This window comes from Kitasatospora cinereorecta (assembly GCF_024172095.1).
Taxonomy (GTDB): Bacteria; Actinomycetota; Actinomycetes; order Streptomycetales; family Streptomycetaceae; genus Kitasatospora; species Kitasatospora cinereorecta.
Map to the genome: position 1 here is coordinate 90,001 of NZ_JAMZDX010000001.1, position 16,702 is coordinate 106,702.

General features: G+C 68.2%; 13 protein-coding genes and 2 rRNA genes. 11 read left to right on the forward strand and 4 right to left on the reverse strand.

Translation table 11 applies throughout. The annotated features are described in order from the left end of the window. Positions 1-113: 113 nt before the first annotated feature. From FHR36_RS00470 to pstB, 10 genes are all read left to right on the forward strand, one after another. Positions 114-3,221: ribosomal RNA gene (locus FHR36_RS00470) — 23S ribosomal RNA — on the forward strand. 71 nt (positions 3,222-3,292) lie between these two features. Continuing rightward, positions 3,293-3,409: ribosomal RNA gene (rrf, locus tag FHR36_RS00475) — 5S ribosomal RNA — on the forward strand. Positions 3,410-3,524: 115 nt separating this feature from the next. Next, positions 3,525-4,457 carry a mycothiol synthase gene (gene mshD, locus FHR36_RS00480; protein ID WP_253792719.1) on the forward strand — a complete coding sequence of 311 codons (933 nt, stop codon included), beginning with the start codon at positions 3,525-3,527 and terminating at the stop codon, positions 4,455-4,457. A 271-nt stretch (positions 4,458-4,728) separates the two neighbouring features. Next, complete coding sequence (locus FHR36_RS00485) at positions 4,729-7,140, forward strand: RNA degradosome polyphosphate kinase (protein WP_253792720.1); 2,412 nt, start codon at positions 4,729-4,731, stop codon at positions 7,138-7,140. 151 nt (positions 7,141-7,291) lie between these two features. Then, positions 7,292-8,308 carry a CHAD domain-containing protein gene (locus tag FHR36_RS00490; RefSeq protein WP_253792721.1) on the forward strand — a complete coding sequence of 339 codons (1,017 nt, stop codon included), beginning with the start codon at positions 7,292-7,294 and terminating at the stop codon, positions 8,306-8,308. Positions 8,309-8,310: 2 nt separating this feature from the next. Beyond that, the gene (locus FHR36_RS00495) at positions 8,311-8,754 is read left to right on the forward strand and encodes an NUDIX hydrolase (protein ID WP_407660770.1); all 444 of its coding nucleotides are present in this window, start codon (positions 8,311-8,313) and stop codon (positions 8,752-8,754) included. 183 nt (positions 8,755-8,937) lie between these two features. Next, complete coding sequence (pstS, locus tag FHR36_RS00500; protein ID WP_253792722.1) at positions 8,938-10,068, forward strand: phosphate ABC transporter substrate-binding protein PstS; 1,131 nt, start codon at positions 8,938-8,940, stop codon at positions 10,066-10,068. Between the two features lie 148 nt (positions 10,069-10,216). Continuing rightward, positions 10,217-11,200: a phosphate ABC transporter permease subunit PstC gene (pstC, locus tag FHR36_RS00505; protein ID WP_253792723.1), complete on the forward strand. Its 984-nt coding sequence runs from the start codon at positions 10,217-10,219 to the stop codon at positions 11,198-11,200. Next, positions 11,197-12,267, forward strand: a complete 1,071-nt coding sequence (pstA, locus tag FHR36_RS00510; RefSeq protein WP_253792724.1) for a phosphate ABC transporter permease PstA — start codon at positions 11,197-11,199, stop codon at positions 12,265-12,267. The genes pstC and pstA overlap by 4 nt, the downstream gene beginning before the upstream one ends. 41 nt (positions 12,268-12,308) lie before the next feature. Further along, entirely contained in the window at positions 12,309-13,085 is a 777-nt protein-coding gene (pstB, locus tag FHR36_RS00515) for a phosphate ABC transporter ATP-binding protein PstB (RefSeq protein WP_253792725.1), read from the forward strand. A 134-nt stretch (positions 13,086-13,219) separates the two neighbouring features. Here the strand turns inward: pstB and FHR36_RS00520 are convergent, their stop codons facing one another. Both FHR36_RS00520 and FHR36_RS00525 read right to left on the reverse strand, forming a co-directional pair. Continuing rightward, complete coding sequence (locus FHR36_RS00520; protein ID WP_253792726.1) at positions 13,220-14,218, reverse strand: inorganic phosphate transporter; 999 nt, start codon at positions 14,216-14,218, stop codon at positions 13,220-13,222. Between the two features lie 5 nt (positions 14,219-14,223). Continuing rightward, a complete protein-coding gene (locus FHR36_RS00525; protein ID WP_253792727.1) occupies positions 14,224-14,844 on the reverse strand; it encodes a DUF47 domain-containing protein in 621 nt (206 codons plus the stop codon). A 232-nt stretch (positions 14,845-15,076) separates the two neighbouring features. Between FHR36_RS00525 and FHR36_RS00530 the strand changes: the two genes are divergently transcribed. Beyond that, complete coding sequence (locus FHR36_RS00530; protein WP_253792728.1) at positions 15,077-15,412, forward strand: metal-sensitive transcriptional regulator; 336 nt, start codon at positions 15,077-15,079, stop codon at positions 15,410-15,412. 64 nt (positions 15,413-15,476) lie between these two features. On the opposite strand, the gene FHR36_RS00535 is transcribed toward FHR36_RS00530, so the two are convergent. Together FHR36_RS00535 and FHR36_RS00540 are read right to left on the reverse strand one after the other, a co-directional pair. Continuing rightward, positions 15,477-15,665, reverse strand: a complete 189-nt coding sequence (locus FHR36_RS00535; protein WP_253792729.1) for a hypothetical protein — start codon at positions 15,663-15,665, stop codon at positions 15,477-15,479. Between the two features lie 148 nt (positions 15,666-15,813). Beyond that, the gene (locus FHR36_RS00540; RefSeq protein WP_253792730.1) at positions 15,814-16,659 is read right to left on the reverse strand and encodes an SCO4651 family lipoprotein; all 846 of its coding nucleotides are present in this window, start codon (positions 16,657-16,659) and stop codon (positions 15,814-15,816) included. Positions 16,660-16,702 lie beyond the last annotated feature (43 nt).

A 16,702-nucleotide genomic window follows, 5' to 3' on the forward strand; every position in this document is an offset into this window, starting at 1 on the left:
CGTTGTTGGGTCCTGAGGGAACGGAAGTTGCCTCATGGAGTGCCGGTCCCATGCCTGTTCGGGTGGGTGTCTGGTCGTTGTTTGAGAACTGCACAGTGGACGCGAGCATCTGTGGCCAAGTTTTTAAGGGCGCACGGTGGATGCCTTGGCACCAGGAACCGATGAAGGACGTGGGAGGCCGCGATAGGCCCCGGGGAGCTGTCAACCGAGCTTTGATCCGGGGGTGTCCGAATGGGGAAACCCGGCAGTCGTCATGGGCTGTCACCCATACCTGAACACATAGGGTATGTGGAGGGAACGCGGGGAAGTGAAACATCTCAGTACCCGCAGGAAGAGAAAACAACCGTGATTCCGGGAGTAGTGGCGAGCGAAACCGGATGAGGCTAAACCCGAGTGGTGTGAGACCCGGCAGGGGTTGCCACTTGGGGGTCGTGGGAGTGAGCTTGATCGGTCTGCCGGCCGGTCGGCGAGTCAGAAACCGTATGGATAGTCGAAGGACATGCGAAAGGTCCGGCGTAGAGGGTAAGACCCCCGTAGACGAAATCTGTACGGCTTGCTTGCTCATTTCCCAAGTAGCACGGGGCCCGAGAAATCCCGTGTGAATCTGGCGGGACCACCCGCTAAGCCTAAATATTCCCTGGTGACCGATAGCGGATAGTACCGTGAGGGAATGGTGAAAAGTACCGCGGGAGCGGAGTGAAATAGTACCTGAAACCGTGTGCCTACAAGCCGTGGGGGCAGTCCTTCGGGGCTGTGACTGCGTGCCTTTTGAAGAATGAGCCTGCGAGTTTGCGGTGTGTAGCGAGGTTAACCCGTGTGGGGTAGCCGTAGCGAAAGCGAGTCCGAATAGGGCGTTTGAGTTGCATGCCCAAGACCCGAAGCGGAGTGATCTAGCCATGGGCAGGTTGAAGCGCGGGTAAGACCGCGTGGAGGACCGAACCCACCAGGGTTGAAAACCTGGGGGATGACCTGTGGTTAGGGGTGAAAGGCCAATCAAACTCCGTGATAGCTGGTTCTCCCCGAAATGCATTTAGGTGCAGCGTCGCGTGTTTCTTGCCGGAGGTAGAGCACTGGATAGGCGATGGGCCTCACCGGGTTACTGACCTTAGCCAAACTCCGAATGCCGGTAAGTGAGAGCGCGGCAGTGAGACTGTGGGGGATAAGCTCCATGGTCGAGAGGGAAACAGCCCAGAACACCGACTAAGGTCCCCAAGCGTGTGCTAAGTGGGAAAGGATGTGGAGTCGCAGAGACAACCAGGAGGTTGGCTTAGAAGCAGCCACCCTTGAAAGAGTGCGTAATAGCTCACTGGTCAAGTGATTCCGCGCCGACAATGTAGCGGGGCTCAAGCACATCACCGAAGTCGTGTCATTGCAGCAATAGGGCCAACGCCCGCTGTGATGGGTAGGGGAGCGTCGTGTGCCGGGTGAAGCAGCCGAGGAATCGAGTTGTGGACGGTTCACGAGTGAGAATGCAGGCATGAGTAGCGATACAAGAGTGGGAAACTCTTGCGCCGATTGACCAAGGGTTCCTGGGTCAAGCTGATCTGCCCAGGGTAAGTCGGGACCTAAGGCGAGGCCGACAGGCGTAGTCGATGGACAACGGGTTGATATTCCCGTACCCGCTTTGAAGCGCCAACGCTGAACCCTCTGATGCTAAGCCCGTGAAGCCGGCCCGGAGTCTTCGGACAAAGGGACGTGGTGGAGCCGGTGACCCAACGGGGTATTAGGTGAGCGATGGGGTGACGCAGGAAGGTAGTCCAGCCCGGGCGGTGGTAGTCCCGGGGTAAGGGTGTAGGACGAACGGTAGGCAAATCCGCCGTTCACATAGTCTGAGACCTGATGCCGAGCCGATTGTGGTGAAGTGGATGATCCTATGCTGTCGAGAAAAGCCTCTAGCGAGTTTCATGGCGGCCCGTACCCCAAACCGACTCAGGTGGTCAGGTAGAGAATACCGAGGCGTTCGGGTGAACTGTGGTTAAGGAACTCGGCAAAATGCCCCCGTAACTTCGGGAGAAGGGGGGCCATTGCTGGTGACGGGACTTGCTCCCCGAGCTGGTGGTGGCCGCAGAGACCAGCGAGAAGCGACTGTTTACTAAAAACACAGGTCCGTGCGAAGCCGTAAGGCGATGTATACGGACTGACGCCTGCCCGGTGCTGGAACGTTAAGGGGACCGGTTAGTCACGATTCGTCGTGGCGAAGCTGAGAACTTAAGCGCCAGTAAACGGCGGTGGTAACTATAACCATCCTAAGGTAGCGAAATTCCTTGTCGGGTAAGTTCCGACCTGCACGAATGGCGTAACGACTTCTCGACTGTCTCAACCACAGGCCCGGTGAAATTGCATTACGAGTAAAGATGCTCGTTTCGCGCAGCAGGACGGAAAGACCCCGGGACCTTTACTATAGCTTGATATTGGTGTTCGGTTCGGCTTGTGTAGGATAGGTGGGAGACTGTGAAGCGGCAACGCCAGTTGTCGTGGAGTCGACGTTGAAATACCACTCTGGTCGTGCTGGATGTCTAACCTGGGTCCGTGATCCGGATCAGGGACAGTGTCTGGTGGGTAGTTTAACTGGGGCGGTTGCCTCCTAAAGAGTAACGGAGGCGCCCAAAGGTTCCCTCAGCCTGGTTGGCAATCAGGTGTTGAGTGTAAGTGCACAAGGGAGCTTGACTGTGAGACTGACGGGTCGAGCAGGTACGAAAGTAGGGACTAGTGATCCGGCGGTGGCTTGTGGAAGCGCCGTCGCTCAACGGATAAAAGGTACCCCGGGGATAACAGGCTGATCTTCCCCAAGAGTCCATATCGACGGGATGGTTTGGCACCTCGATGTCGGCTCGTCGCATCCTGGGGCTGGAGTAGGTCCCAAGGGTTGGGCTGTTCGCCCATTAAAGCGGTACGCGAGCTGGGTTTAGAACGTCGTGAGACAGTTCGGTCCCTATCCGCTGTGCGCGTAGGAGTGTTGAGAAGGGCTGTCCCTAGTACGAGAGGACCGGGACGGACGAACCTCTGGTGTGCCAGTTGTTCTGCCAAGGGCATGGCTGGTTGGCTACGTTCGGGAGGGATAACCGCTGAAAGCATCTAAGCGGGAAGCCTGCTTCGAGATGAGCACTCCCACCTCCTTGAGAGGGTAAGGCTCCCAGTAGACGACTGGGTTGATAGGCCGGATATGGAAGCCTCGTGAGGGGTGGAGTTGACCGGTACTAATAGGCCGAGGGCTTGTCCTCAGTTGCTCGCGTCCACTGTGTTGTTCTGAAACAACGACCGCCCTGCCGGCGGGTCGACAGTTTCATAGTGTTTCGGTGGTCATAGCGTGAGGGAAACGCCCGGTTACATTCCGAACCCGGAAGCTAAGCCTCACAGCGCCGATGGTACTGCAGGGGGGACCCTGTGGGAGAGTAGGACGCCGCCGAACAATTCTTCAGAAATAGCCCCTCCCGGGGAGACCGGGAGGGGCTTTTCGCATTTCCGGGCCCGGTTACAGGTGGGCGGCCTCCGCAAGCCGCGGGCTTCGGCATAGGGTCGGCGTCATGGACATCTCTGAGACTGTGTCAGCGGACGCCCCCAGCGGGATCGACGTCACCGACAGCCTGAGCGCCGAGCAGTTGGCGGCGGCCCGGGCGGTTCTCGCCGCCGCGGTGGAGGCGGACGGCCGGGAGGCGGTGTCGGAGGCGGGTCGGCTCCGGCTGCGGGCGGACGACCCGCGGGCCGGGGTCCGGCACCTGATCCAGACTGCGACGGGCAGCCCGCTCGGGTACGCGCAGATCGAAGCCGGCGAGAGCGAGGGCGGAGGCAGGAGCACGGTCGAGCTCACCGTCCACCCCGCCCACCGCGGTGCCGGTCACGGCCGTGCGCTGGTGGATGCGGTCCTCCGCGAGGCGGGCGGCGCCGTGGACTTCTGGTCGCACGGCGGTCACCCTGCGGCGCGGCACCTGGCGCAGTCGTACGGGGCGGAGCTGGTCCGGGAGCTGCGGCAGATGCGGCGAACGGCGGACGCTCCCGAGGAGCAGCCGTTGCCGGCCGGTGTGACGCTGCGGACCTTCCGGCCGGGGGAGGACGACGAGGCGTGGCTGGCGCTGAACGCTGCGGCGTTCGCGCACCACCCGGAGCAGGGCTCGTGGACGCGGGCGGACCTGGCGGACCGGCTCGCGGAGCCGTGGTTCGATCCGGCGGGGTTCTTCCTGGCGGACCGGGACGGGCAGCTGGTGGGCTTCCACTGGACGAAGGTCCACCCGGAGGGCCTGGGCGAGGTGTACGTGGTGGGGGTGGCGCCGTCGGAGCAGGGCAGCGGGCTGGGGCGGGCGCTGACCGCGACGGGTCTGCGGCACCTGATCCTGGACCGGAAGCTGGCGACCGTACTTCTCTATGTCGATGCCGACAATCCGGCCGCGGTGCGGGTATATGAACGGTTGGGATTCACCATCCACGAGGTGGACCTGATGTACCGGGTCCAGGTGGTGTGAGCCGGACGGAAGCCCTGTCCGCATTCAGCCACAGGGGTGACCGCGTCAGCTTTCCTCCTGGCCATGCGGTGTTTACCGTGGATTCAATTGACGCCGCGAAGATCACAGGATGACGTCCGTATTGCCCCGTCCCCGGGCTCCTCGCCTCGTGGCCGGCCTGGCGCCGACCGCGCCGGGCGGGTTCGCTTGGGGGTGGGGCGACGAGGACGCGGCGGACGGTCCGCGACCTTCGCCCCGCCCGGACCGTGCCCCGCAGGAGGAGCTGGAACCGATGAGCATCCCGCGCCCCGTCTCCGAGTCGGCCGAGAAGGCCGATGCGAAGTCCGGCCGCGCCGGCGGCACGCCGCGCGCCGGCGGTACCAAGGCCAGGTCGTCCACCCGTTCGGCCGCCAAGCCGGCGGTGAAGTCGCCGGCGAAGTCCGCCGTGAAGCCGGCGGCCGGGACCGAGGCCGCGGTCGAGGGCGCTCCGGAGGGCACCGGTACGGCCGCCCCCGCCGCGGCCACCACCGCCCTGCCGGCCGCCGTGTCGGCAGCTCTCGGGCTGGCTGCCGCGGACGGTCAGCCGGCCGCCGGGTCGGGAGCCCAGGGCGGCGCCCAGGCGGCCGAGGCGGAGCTGCCGCAGGGCCGGTTCCTGGACCGCGAGCGCAGCTGGCTGGCGTTCAACGAGCGGGTGCTGGAGCTGGCGGAGGACCCGGAGATCCCGCTGCTGGAGCGGGCCAAGTTCCTGGCGATCTTCGCGTCCAACCTGGACGAGTTCTTCATGGTCCGGGTGGCCGGGCTGAAGCGGCGGATCGCCACCGGGGTGGCCCAGCGCAGCGCGTCCGGCCTGCAGCCGCGCGAGGTGCTGGACCTGATCTGGCGCCGTTCGCGGGAGCTGATGGCGCGGCACGCGGCGACCTTCCAACAGGAGGTGCTGCCGGACCTGGCGGCCGAGGGGATCGAGCTGGTCCGCTGGCCGGAGTTGGCGGAGAAGGAGCAGGTGCGCCTGCACACGCTGTTCCGCCAGCAGATCTTCCCGGTGCTGACGCCGTTGGCGGTCGATCCGGCGCACCCGTTCCCGTACATATCGGGTCTGTCGTTGAACCTCGCCGTGGTGGTGCGCAACCCGGTCTCCGGGCACAAGCACTTCGCCCGGGTGAAGGTTCCGCAGTCGCTGTCCCGGTTCCTGGAGGCGTCGCCGCAGCGGTACGTGCCGCTGGAGGACGTGATGGGGGCGCACCTGGAGGAGCTCTTCCCGGGGATGGAGGTGCTCGCCCACCACGCCTTCCGGGTCACCCGCAACGAGGACCTGGAGGTGGAGGAGGACGACACCGAGAACATCCTCAAGGCGCTGGAGAAGGAGCTCATGCGGCGCCGGTTCGGCCCGCCGGTGCGGCTCGAGGTGGAGGAGTCGATCGACCCCTACATCCTCGACCTGCTGGTGCGCGAGCTGAACATCACCGAGGCTGAGGTCTTCCCGCTGCCGGGGCCGCTGGACCTGACCGGTCTGTTCGGGATCGCGGACCTGGACCGGCCGGAGCTGAAGTACCCGAAGTTCGTGGCGGGCACCGCGCGCGGGCTGACCGACGTCGAGTCGGCGTCCCAGCCGGACATCTTCGCGGCGATGCGCGAGCGGGACGTGCTGCTGCACCACCCGTACGACTCCTTCTCGACCTCGGTGCAGGCCTTCCTGGAGCAGGCGGCGGCCGACCCGCACGTGCTGGCGATCAAGCAGACGCTGTACCGGACCTCGGGCGACTCGCCGATCGTGGACGCGCTGATCGACGCGGCCGAGTCCGGCAAGCAGGTGCTGGTGCTGGTCGAGATCAAGGCGCGCTTCGACGAGCAGGCCAACATCAAGTGGGCCCGCAAGCTGGAGGAGGCCGGCTGCCACGTGGTCTACGGCCTGATCGGGCTGAAGACGCACTGCAAGCTGTCGCTGGTGGTCCGGCAGGAGGGCGAGACACTGCGGCGGTACTCGCACGTCGGCACCGGCAACTACCACCCGAAGACGGCGCGGCTGTACGAGGACCTGGGGCTGCTGACCAGCGACCCGCAGGTGGGGGCGGACCTGAGCGACCTGTTCAACCGGCTGTCCGGCTACAGCCGCCGGGAGTCCTACCGCCGGCTGCTGACCGCGCCGCGCGGGCTGCGGGACGGGCTGCTGTCGCGGATCAACGGGGAGATCGCGCACCACCGGGCGGGCCGTCCGGCGTACGTGAAGCTCAAGGTCAACTCGATCGTCGACGAGGTCGTCATCGACGCGCTGTACCGGGCCTCGCAGGCCGGGGTGCCGGTGGACGTGTGGGTGCGCGGCATCTGTGCGATCCGGCCGGGGGTGCAGGGACTGAGCGAGAACATCCGGGTGCGCTCGATCCTGGGCCGCTTCCTGGAGCACTCGCGGGTGTTCGTGTTCGGCAACGGCGGCGATCCGGAGGTGTGGATCGGCAGCGCCGACATGATGCACCGCAACCTGGACCGGCGGATCGAGGCGCTGGTACGGGTGGCCGATCCGGCGCAGCGGGCGGAGCTGTCCGGCCTGCTGGACCTGGGGGTGTCGGACGAGACCGACTCCTGGCACCTGGGGCCGGACGGTTCGTGGACCCGGCACTCGCAGGACGCCGAGGGCCGCCCGCTGCGGCACGTCCAGGACCTGCTGATCGATTCGCGTCGCCGCAACCGCATCGCGTCGGCCGCCCGCTAGGCGGGGTGACGCGCAGCCCGCGCCGGCGTGCGACCGGCGCGGGCCTTCAGGCCCGGGGCAGTGGGGTCCCGGGACGAAATCGGGGAGAGCCACAGCCATGACCGATGCGCCGACGACGGCACCGGTGGCGCCTGCAGAGTCTGCGACCTCCGTGGGGGAGGTGCTGGCCGGGTACCTGACCGCCCAGGCGGGCGCGTTCCTGCGCGCGCTGCCCCAGGCAGTGGGCGAGGCGGGGTCCAGACCGGGTGCGCTTCCGGCGTCGGCGGCGGCCGCGGACGACCTGCTGCGGTCGGTGCGCCGGGTGGGCGGTGCGCTGCACACCTTCGGGGCGGCGTTCGACCCGGCGTGGGCGCAGGAGTCGCGGACGGAGCTGCGCTGGCTGCTCAACCTGCTCGCCCAGGAGCCGGCGTACCAGCGGCGGTCGACGCGGCTGCTGGCGGCGCTGGACTCGCTGGCGGACACCGATCCGGCGGGGCCGGGGATGCTGGCCGGGCACGCGGGGGCGCCGAAGGCGCGGGCGCTGCTGGACCGGCAGCTGACCCTGGCTCGGACCCGGGTGCACACGGTGTTGCTGCAGGAGTTGCGCTCGGCCCGGCTGCACGCGCTGGCCGACCGGATGACGCTGCTGTCGGGCGACGTGCCGCTGCTGGACGGGGAGGCGTCGGCGCCGGCCGAGGCGCTGCTGCCCCGGGCGGGGGCGGCTCTGGCGGCGCTGTCGGCGGGGGCGGAGCGGCTGCCGCTGCAGCGGGCGGCGGTGCCGTACGGCGGGGGCGGGCTGCACCGGCTGGGGACGGCGGCGGACGTCCGGGGGCCGGTGGCGGACGCGGAGACGGCGGTGGCGGCGGACGACGCGCCGTGGCTGCGGGCCCGGATCCTGCTGAAGCGGGCCCGGTACGCGCTGGAGGTGTGCGGTGCGCCGGTGCCGGAGCTGGACGGTCTCGACCGGGTGCTGGGGCGGCACCAGGAGGCGGCGGACGCGGCGGTGACGGCGGCGACGGCGGCGCGGACGCCGCGGATCACCCCGGCGACGGCGTACGTGCTCGGCGTGGTGCATGCTGATCAACGACTCGAGGTGGAGGCGGCGAGGTACGCCTTCGGGCAGCAGTGGCCCGGCCTCGCCCCCGGCCTGGGCGGTTGGGAGGGTCCGCCGGCACCACGGAAGGCTTGATCTTGGGAGAGCGTCTGCACCTCGGGCCGACCGTGCTGGCGGCCGGGGCGGTGCTGTGGGTGCCGGGGCCGCCGAAGAAGAACGGCCGGGGGTGGAAGAAGCCCAGGATCGCGCTGATCCACCGGCCGAAGTACGACGACTGGAGCCTGCCGAAGGGCAAGTTGGAGCCCGGGGAGGGCTGGCGGGCGGCGGCGGTGCGCGAGGTCCGCGAGGAGACCGGGATGAACTGCGTGCTGGGGGCGGAGCTGCCGGCCCAGCACTACCTCGCGCAGGGGCGGCCGAAGGAGGTCCGGTACTGGTCGGCGGTGCCGGTCGGCGGGGCGTTCCGGCCGAACCGGGAGGTGGACCTGCTGGAGTGGCTGCCGCCGCGGAAGGCGAGGGAGCGGCTGTCGCACGTGCGCGACCGGGTGCTGGTGGACGCGCTGTTGGAGCAGTTGGGGCGCTGAGCCGGGCCGTTGATCGCTCCGCGCCCTTGCCGTGACGCAACCGTTACTACCGTCCCGGGATTCCTGACATCCGTCCGAGGTTCACTGTCCGTTCACTTGCGTCCGCCTGATGCGTCACCTGCCGTGCCTAACTTCGGGACTACCGGAGGGCCGGAAGGGCCCCGCTCAGAAAGGGACAACCCTGTGAAGCTCCAGCGGAACGGCCGCTCCAAGGCCCTCGCCATCGGTGCCGTGGCGCTCGTCAGCACGCTGTCGCTCGCCGCGTGCGGCACCGACGACAACTCGTCCGGTGGCACCGGTGGCGCCTCCGCCTCCGCCTCCAAGGCCGCCATCGCCTGTGCCAAGGGCGGCCAGCTCCTCGCTGCCGGTTCCACCGCGCAGGCCAACGCGATCGACGTCTGGAAGGCCGCCTACAGCGCCGCCTGCAACGGCACCACCATCACCTACGGCGGTGGCGGCTCCGGCGCCGGTGTCCAGCAGTTCAACCAGGGCAAGGTCGCCTTCGCCGGCTCCGACTCGGCCCTCAAGCCGGCCGAGGTCGACGCCTCGAAGCAGGTCTGCACCGGCGGCCAGGGCATCAACGTCCCGATGGTCGGCGGCCTGATCTCGATCGTCTTCAACGTCGACGGCGTGGACAAGCTGGTCCTCGACGCCCCGACCCTGGCGAAGATCTTCGACTCGCAGATCACCAAGTGGAACGACCCGGCCATCGCCGCCCTGAACCCGGGCGTGACCCTGCCGGCCGCCGACATCCAGGCGATCCACCGCTCGGACGACTCCGGCACCACCGACAACCTGACCAAGTACCTGTCCAAGGCCGGCAACGGCGCCTGGAAGTACCCGTCCGCCAAGACCTGGGCCGGCCAGGGCGGCCAGTCCGCGAACGGCTCCGCCGGTGTCGCGGCCCAGGTGAAGCAGGTCAAGAACTCGATCAGCTACGTCGAGCTCTCCTTCGCCCAGACCAACAAGCTGAACAGCGCCTCCATCGCGACCGGCGCCTCCAAGCCGGTCGAGGCGACCGCCGCCAACGCCGCCACCACCCTGGCCACCGCCAAGCCGGCCGGTACCGGTGCCGACCTGGCGCTGACCATCGACTACACGACCAAGGAAGAGGGCGCCTACCCGCTCACCCTGGTCACCTACGAGATCGTCTGCGACAAGGGCAACAAGGCGGACGGCCTGGAGCTGCTGAAGTCCTTCCTGGCCTACACCGCCAGCGACGCCGGCCAGCAGGCCATCGGCGCCACGGGCTACGTCCCGCTGCCGAAGGACCTGGCCGCCAAGGTCCAGAGCACGGTCGCCGCGCTCGCCTGACCCTGAGCCCGGCCGGGCGGCCCCCGAAGGAGGGGGGCGGGGCCGCCCGGCCGCACGTCTCACCGACATCAGAACAACGACCGTCCGGGGCACCGCCGCCAGGTGCCGCCCTCCACGGGGCTGCGCCGCCAGACCGGAGTAAACGATCATGACTTCATCACCCCCTGCCACCTCCGAGGGCAGGGTCCGCCGACGCCGGGGCGACAGCCGCCTCGGTGACGCCGTGTTCTTCAACCTCTCCCGGGGCTCGGGCATCCTGCTGCTGGCCGTCATGGCCGCCATCGCGGGCTTCCTGGCCTACCGTTCCGGGATCGCCCTGTCCAAGAACCAGGGCAACTTCCTCACCACCTTCGAGTGGACACCGGACGCCGCCCATCCCAAGTTCGGCATCGCCGTGCTGGCCTTCGGCACCCTGGTCTCCGCGCTGATCGCGATGATCATCGCGGTGCCGGTCGCGGTCGGCATCGCCCTGTTCATCTCGCACTACGCGCCGCGCCGGATCGCCCAGCCCTTCGCCTACCTGGTGGACCTGCTGGCCGCGGTCCCGTCCATCGTCTACGGCCTGTGGGGCGTGCTCTTCCTGGTCCCGCACATGGACGGTCTGACCCGCTGGATGGACCAGTACCTGGGCTGGACGTACATCTTCGACCAGAGCAAGTCGGGGGTCCCGCCGCGCACCCTGTTCACCGTCGGCGTGCTGCTGGCGATCATGGTCCTGCCGATCATCACCGCGGTCACCCGCGAGGTCTTCCGCCAGGTCCCGCGGATGCACGAGGAAGCGGCCCTCGCCCTCGGCGCCACCCGCTGGGAGATGGTCCGCACCGCCGTGCTGCCCTTCGGCCGCCCCGGCATCATCTCGGCCTCGATGCTCGGCCTCGGCCGCGCCCTCGGCGAGACCATCGCCGTGGCCACCGTGCTCTCCACCAACAGCGTCCTGTCGCTGCACCTGCTCGACCCGGGCGGCGGCACCTTCGCCCAGAACATCGCCCTGAAGTTCAACGAGGCGCAGCCCTTCGGCCGCGACGCCCTGATGGCCTCCGGCCTCGTCCTGTTCGTGATCACCCTGGTGGTGAACGGCGTGGCCCGACTGATCATCGCCCGCCGCAAGGAGTACTCGGGGGCCAACGCATGAGCACCATGACCACCGCTCCGGCCCCGCAGCTGCGGCAGTCGCTGACCAACGGCCGACTGCCCAAGTGGGCCCCGGTCGCCGTCACCGTGCTGTCGATCGCGCTCGGCTGCGGCATCGGCGCCGCAGCCGGCCTGAAGAGCCACCTCCAGTGGGGCCTGATCTCCGCGCTGCTGTTCGTGGCCGTCAGCTACGCCGTGGCCGCCAAGGTCGAGGGCCGCCGACAGGCCAAGGACCGCTTCGCCACCTCGCTGGTGTGGGTCGCCTTCATCCTGGCCGTCGTCCCGCTCGCCGCGCTGACCTTCTACACGGTCCAGCAGGGCATCGCCGCGATCAACGGCAACTTCCTGACCCACTCGATGAAGGGCGTGGTCGCCTCCACCACTCCGGACGGCGGCATCTACCACGCGATCATCGGCACCCTGCAGCAGGTTCTGCTGGCGACCTTGATCGCCGCCCCGATCGGCCTGCTCACCGCCGTCTACCTGGTGGAGTACGGCCGCGGCCGGCTCGCCAAGGCGGTCACCTTCTTCGTCGACGTCATGACGGGCATCCCGTCCGTCGTCGCCGGTCTGTTCATCCTCTCGCTCTGGAACATCGTCCTGGGCTTCGGCTACTCCGGCTTCTCCGGCAGCCTCGCGCTGGCCATCCTGATGATGCCGGTCGTGGTCCGCTCCACCGAGGAGATGCTCAAGCTCGTCCCGAACGAGCTCCGTGAGGCCTCGTACGCGCTCGGTGTGCCGAAGTGGAAGACCATCCTGCGGATCGTCCTCCCGACGGCCGTCGGCGGTATCACCACCGGTGTGATGCTGGCGGTCGCCCGCATCACCGGTGAGACCGCCCCGGTGATGATGCTGGTGTTCGGCTCCGACGTCATCAACAACGACCCGTTCAACAACCCTCAGCAGTCGCTGCCGCTCTACATCTGGCAGCAGTACTCGATGGTCAACAACGACTTCGGCTACCAGCGGGCCTGGGGTGCCGCGCTGGTCCTGATCGCCTTCGTGATGGCGCTCAACCTCGTGGCACGAGGGATCGCCCGCTGGCGCTCGCCCAAGTCCGGGCACTGACACCGACTGACGTACGAACAGACGAGAGAAGACGAAAGATCATGGCCAAGCGCATCGACGTCAGCGGACTGTCGGCCTACTACGGCACCACCAAGGCCATCGAGGACATCTCGATGACCGTCGAGCCCCGCTCGGTGACCGCCTTCATCGGCCCCTCCGGCTGCGGCAAGTCCACCTTCCTGCGCACCCTCAACCGGATGCACGAGGTGATCCCCGGCGCCCGGGTCGAGGGCAAGGTGATGCTGGACGACGAGAACCTGTACGGCTCCGGCGTCGACCCGGTCGCGGTCCGCCGCGCGGTCGGCATGGTGTTCCAGCGCCCCAACCCCTTCCCGACCATGTCGATCTACGACAACGTGGTCGCCGGCCTGCGGCTCGCGGGCGTGAAGAAGAAGTCCGTGCTGGACGGCGTGGTGGAGAAGTCCCTCAAGGGCGCCAACCTGTGGAACGAGGTCAAGGACCGGCTGAGCAAGCCCGGCGCGGGCCTCTCCGGCGGCCAGCAGCAGCGTCTGTGCATCGCCCGCGCGATCGCGGTCGAGCCCCAGGTGCTGCTGATGGACGAGCCCTGCTCCGCCCTCGACCCGATCTCCACCCTCGCCATCGAGGACCTGATCGGCGAGCTGAAGTCCCAGTACACGATCGTGATCGTGACCCACAACATGCAGCAGGCGGCCCGCGTCTCCGACCGCACCGCCTTCTTCAACCTGGCCGGCGTCGGCCAGCCGGGCCGGCTGATCGAGCTGGACGACACCCAGCGGATCTTCTCCAACCCGTCCGTCCAGGCGACCGAGGACTACATCTCCGGCCGCTTCGGCTAAACCCCTGTACTGCTCCGCGGCGCTGCATGGCGGTGCCGCCGCGGAGCCAGAAAGGGCCCGCCCCCCGTGCTGTGGGGGGCGGGCCCTTGCCTTTTGGGACCGACGGGCGCCCGCGGTCAGGCGGGCGCCTGCGGTCAGAGGCCGAAGATCAGCGCGATGATCCAGTACATGATCGCGGCGACGATCGCCGCGGCCGGCATGGTGATGAACCAGCCGAGCACGATGTTCTTGGCCACGCCCCAACGGACCGCGCGGACCCGCTTGGTGGCGCCCACACCCATGATCGCCGAGGTGATCACGTGGGTGGTGGAGATCGGCGCCGCGTAGACGAACGACGTGATGTACATGACCGTCGAGGCGGTGGCCTCGGCGGCGAAGCCCTGCGGCGGGTCCAACTCGATGATCTTGCGGCCGAGCGTCCGCATGATCCGCCAGCCGCCCGCGTAGGTGCCCAGCGACAGCATGGCCGCGCAGGAGACCTTCACCCAGATCGGGATGTCGTAGGTGGCCTGGGTGCCGGAGATCACCAGCGCCATCACCACGATGCCCATCGTCTTCTGCGCGTCCTGCAGACCGTGCGCCAGTGCCATCGCCGCCGCCGAGGCGGTCTGGGCGACCCGGAAGTTGCGCTTGGCCCGGTGCGGGTTGGCCCGCCGGAAGATCCACAGGATCGCCAGCATCACCAGGAAACCGCCGATCAGGCCGACCACCGGCGAGACCACCATCGGGATGATGATCTTGTCGATGACGCCGCTCCAGATCACCTCGGTGCCCCCGGCCAGCGCCGCGCCCACCAGGCCGCCGAACAGGGCGTGCGAGGAGGAGGACGGCAGGCCGAAGTACCAGGTGACCAGGTTCCAGGTGATCGCGCCGGTCAGCGCCGCGAACAGGATCCCCATGCCCTGCGACCCGGAGGGCGTCTCGATGATGCCCTGGGAGACGGTCTTGGCCACCCCGCTGCCGAGGAAGGCGCCGGCCAGGTTCATCACCGCGGCCATCGCCAGCGCCGCCCGCGGGGTGAGCGCCCGGGTGGAGACCGAGGTGGCGATCGCGTTCGCCGAGTCGTGGAAACCGTTGGTGTACGTGAAGAAAAAGGCCACGCCGATGACGGCGATCAGTGCTGCGGTGTCCACTGAGGTCAGGACTCCTTGACCGCGATGGTCTCCACCGTGTTCGCAACGTGCTCGAACGCGTCCGCCGCCTCCTCGAGGACGTCGACGACCTGCTTCAGCTTGAGCACCTCGATCGCGTCGTACTGTCCGGAGAACAGGTGCGCCAGCAGCTTGCGGTGGATCTGGTCGGCCTGGTTCTCCAGCCGGTTGACCTCGATCCAGTACTCGGTCAGGTTCTCCATCGACCGCAGGTGCGGCATCGCCTCGGCGGTCAGCTCGGCGGCCCGCGCCAGCACCTCGATCTGCTGCTCGATGCCCTTCGGGAGGGTCTCGATGTCGTAGAGGACGACCAGGTCGACGGCCTCCTCCATGAAGTCCATGATGTCGTCCAGCGACGACGCGAGGGAGTAGATGTCCTCGCGGTCGAACGGCGTGATGAAGGACGAGTTCAGCTGATGGAAGATCGCATGGGTGGTGTCGTCACCGGCGTGCTCGGCGGCGCGCATGCGCTCGACGATCTCCGCACGGGTCGACACGTCCGATCCCAGCAGCTCCAGCAGGAGCTTCGATCCGACGACCAGGTTCTCCGCCGCGGCGGCGAACATGTCGTAGAAGCTGGTCTCCTTCGGGGTCAGGCTAAAACGCACGGATGTCTCCGATGTGCGGGGTAAGGACTGAACGATGCTAGGCGCAAGCTGTTCGAACTGCCCAAACGGGGTGAGGGCGCGGTGCACCAGTCTGGCCCAAGGTCCCGCGGTTTGCTCCCCCCGTGCACGGGGATCCATCACCTGACGCCCGGAAGGGGGAACAGCCCGGCGGGCACGCGTGTTGGAAAATGAGGTCGAGCAGGGGCGAGCACCGAGACACGAGGCGGGCCGGATGACCACGATCGACACCCAGGACAGCCCGGACACCCGGAGCACCCAGGCAGGCCCGCACGGTTACAGCTCGGAGAAGGAGGCGCACCTCAAGCGCCTGCGCCGGATCGAGGGCCAGATCCGCGGACTCCAGCGGATGGTCGACGAGGACGTCTACTGCATCGACATCCTGACCCAGGTCTCCGCCTCCACCAAGGCCCTTCAGGCCTTCGCGCTGTCCCTGCTCGAGGAGCACCTGCGGCACTGCGTGGCGGCTGCCGCCGAGGAGGGCGGCGCCGAACTGGACGCCAAGGTGGCCGAGGCCACCGCCGCCATCGGCAGACTCTTGCGCTCCTGAGCGGGACCACCGCGCTCCTGTGAGGGACCGCCACGCTCCTGAGGACCGCTCAGCGCCAGTCCGCTCAGCTCCAGTCCGCTCGGCCGCGGTCCGCCTCGCGGCGGTCGAGCAGCACCTCGTCGATCTCCTCGGCCCCGAGCCGCTCGTCACTGCTGGCGGAGGCGGCGATCATCAGCTCGCCCGCCAGCTCGATCTCGTCGAGCGCGGTCTCGTCGTGGCCGCCTGCACCTGCACGGCTCTCCCCGGACGCCACCTGCACCACCCCTTCAGCGCCACCTGCCGGCCAGGACGGCAGCCCCGCCCGTCCAGCCTAGGCAGCGGCGAGCCCGGCCACATGGCACGGACGGGTCATCTCTGCCCGGCCAAACGGGTGGGGCCGCCGCCGCCGAGAGTCCCGCGCGCTACTTGGCGGGGGCCGAGGCCTTCATCGCGTAGATGTCCGCGGCGGCCGGCTCCGCGGCGTCCACCGGCTTGCCGAAGTCGGCCAGCGAGGTCACCGAGACCACCTTCACCTGGTCCTTGGCCGCCTTCGAACCGGCCACCCCGGCGAAGCTGAAGGTCTCCACCACCTTGTGCAGCCGCCCCTGGGCGTCCAGCCAGGCCTCGTACGGGACCTCCTTGACCGTGAAGGTCTGGGCGCCCATCCGCAGGCTGTCGGCCCCGCGGCCGCCGGTGGCGTCGGCGGCCTTCGCCAGGTCGAGGGTGCCCTTGTAGTGCTTGAGCTCCACACCGTCGACGGTCTCCGAGCCGATCAGCTCGGCGCTCTGCACACCGCGCAGCGCGCCCGCGGCGGAGGCCGGGTCGGTGGCGCCGCTGGAGACCAGGTTGCCGTCGGGCAGTTGGCGGACGTCCAGCTTCACCCACTTGCCCTCGGGGATCTTGGCACCGCTGTTCTGCAGGTAGACGGTGCCGGGCAGGACCACCTCGGTGATCTTGCCCGTGGTGGCGGCACCGGGCGGCACGTCGATCTCCAGCCGGCCCAGCCGCTTCACGTAGTCGTACCCGCCGCTGCCGTTGAAGACCGCCTTCTTGTCGGCGGACTCCGTGGTCAGCTCGGTCCTGGCGTGCACCGAGCCGGTCCGCCCGGTGATGTCGGCGGCGTTGCGGACCGCGGTCACCGGATCGGCGGCCAGTTGGTCCGCGGAGGCGCCCTGCGCCGTGTGGCCTCCGCCCGAGCAGCCGGTCAGCGCGAAACTCAGCGCGGCGGCGAGCACGGTGACGGCGGCGGCCTGATTCAGCTTCTTCACTTCTCGACAAACCCCCTCGGGCCCCGGTGCCCGGCAAGCAGCC

Coding starts and splice junctions, on each gene's coding strand:
- FHR36_RS00485 (WP_253792720.1), top strand. CDS start 4,729: ATGAGCATCCCGCGCCCCGTCTCCGAGTCGGCCGAGAAGGCCGATGCG.
- pstA (WP_253792724.1), top strand. CDS start 11,197: ATGAGCACCATGACCACCGCTCCGGCCCCGCAGCTGCGGCAGTCGCTG.
- mshD (WP_253792719.1), top strand. CDS start 3,525: ATGGACATCTCTGAGACTGTGTCAGCGGACGCCCCCAGCGGGATCGAC.
- FHR36_RS00530 (WP_253792728.1), top strand. CDS start 15,077: ATGACCACGATCGACACCCAGGACAGCCCGGACACCCGGAGCACCCAG.
- pstC (WP_253792723.1), top strand. CDS start 10,217: ATGACTTCATCACCCCCTGCCACCTCCGAGGGCAGGGTCCGCCGACGC.
- pstB (WP_253792725.1), top strand. CDS start 12,309: ATGGCCAAGCGCATCGACGTCAGCGGACTGTCGGCCTACTACGGCACC.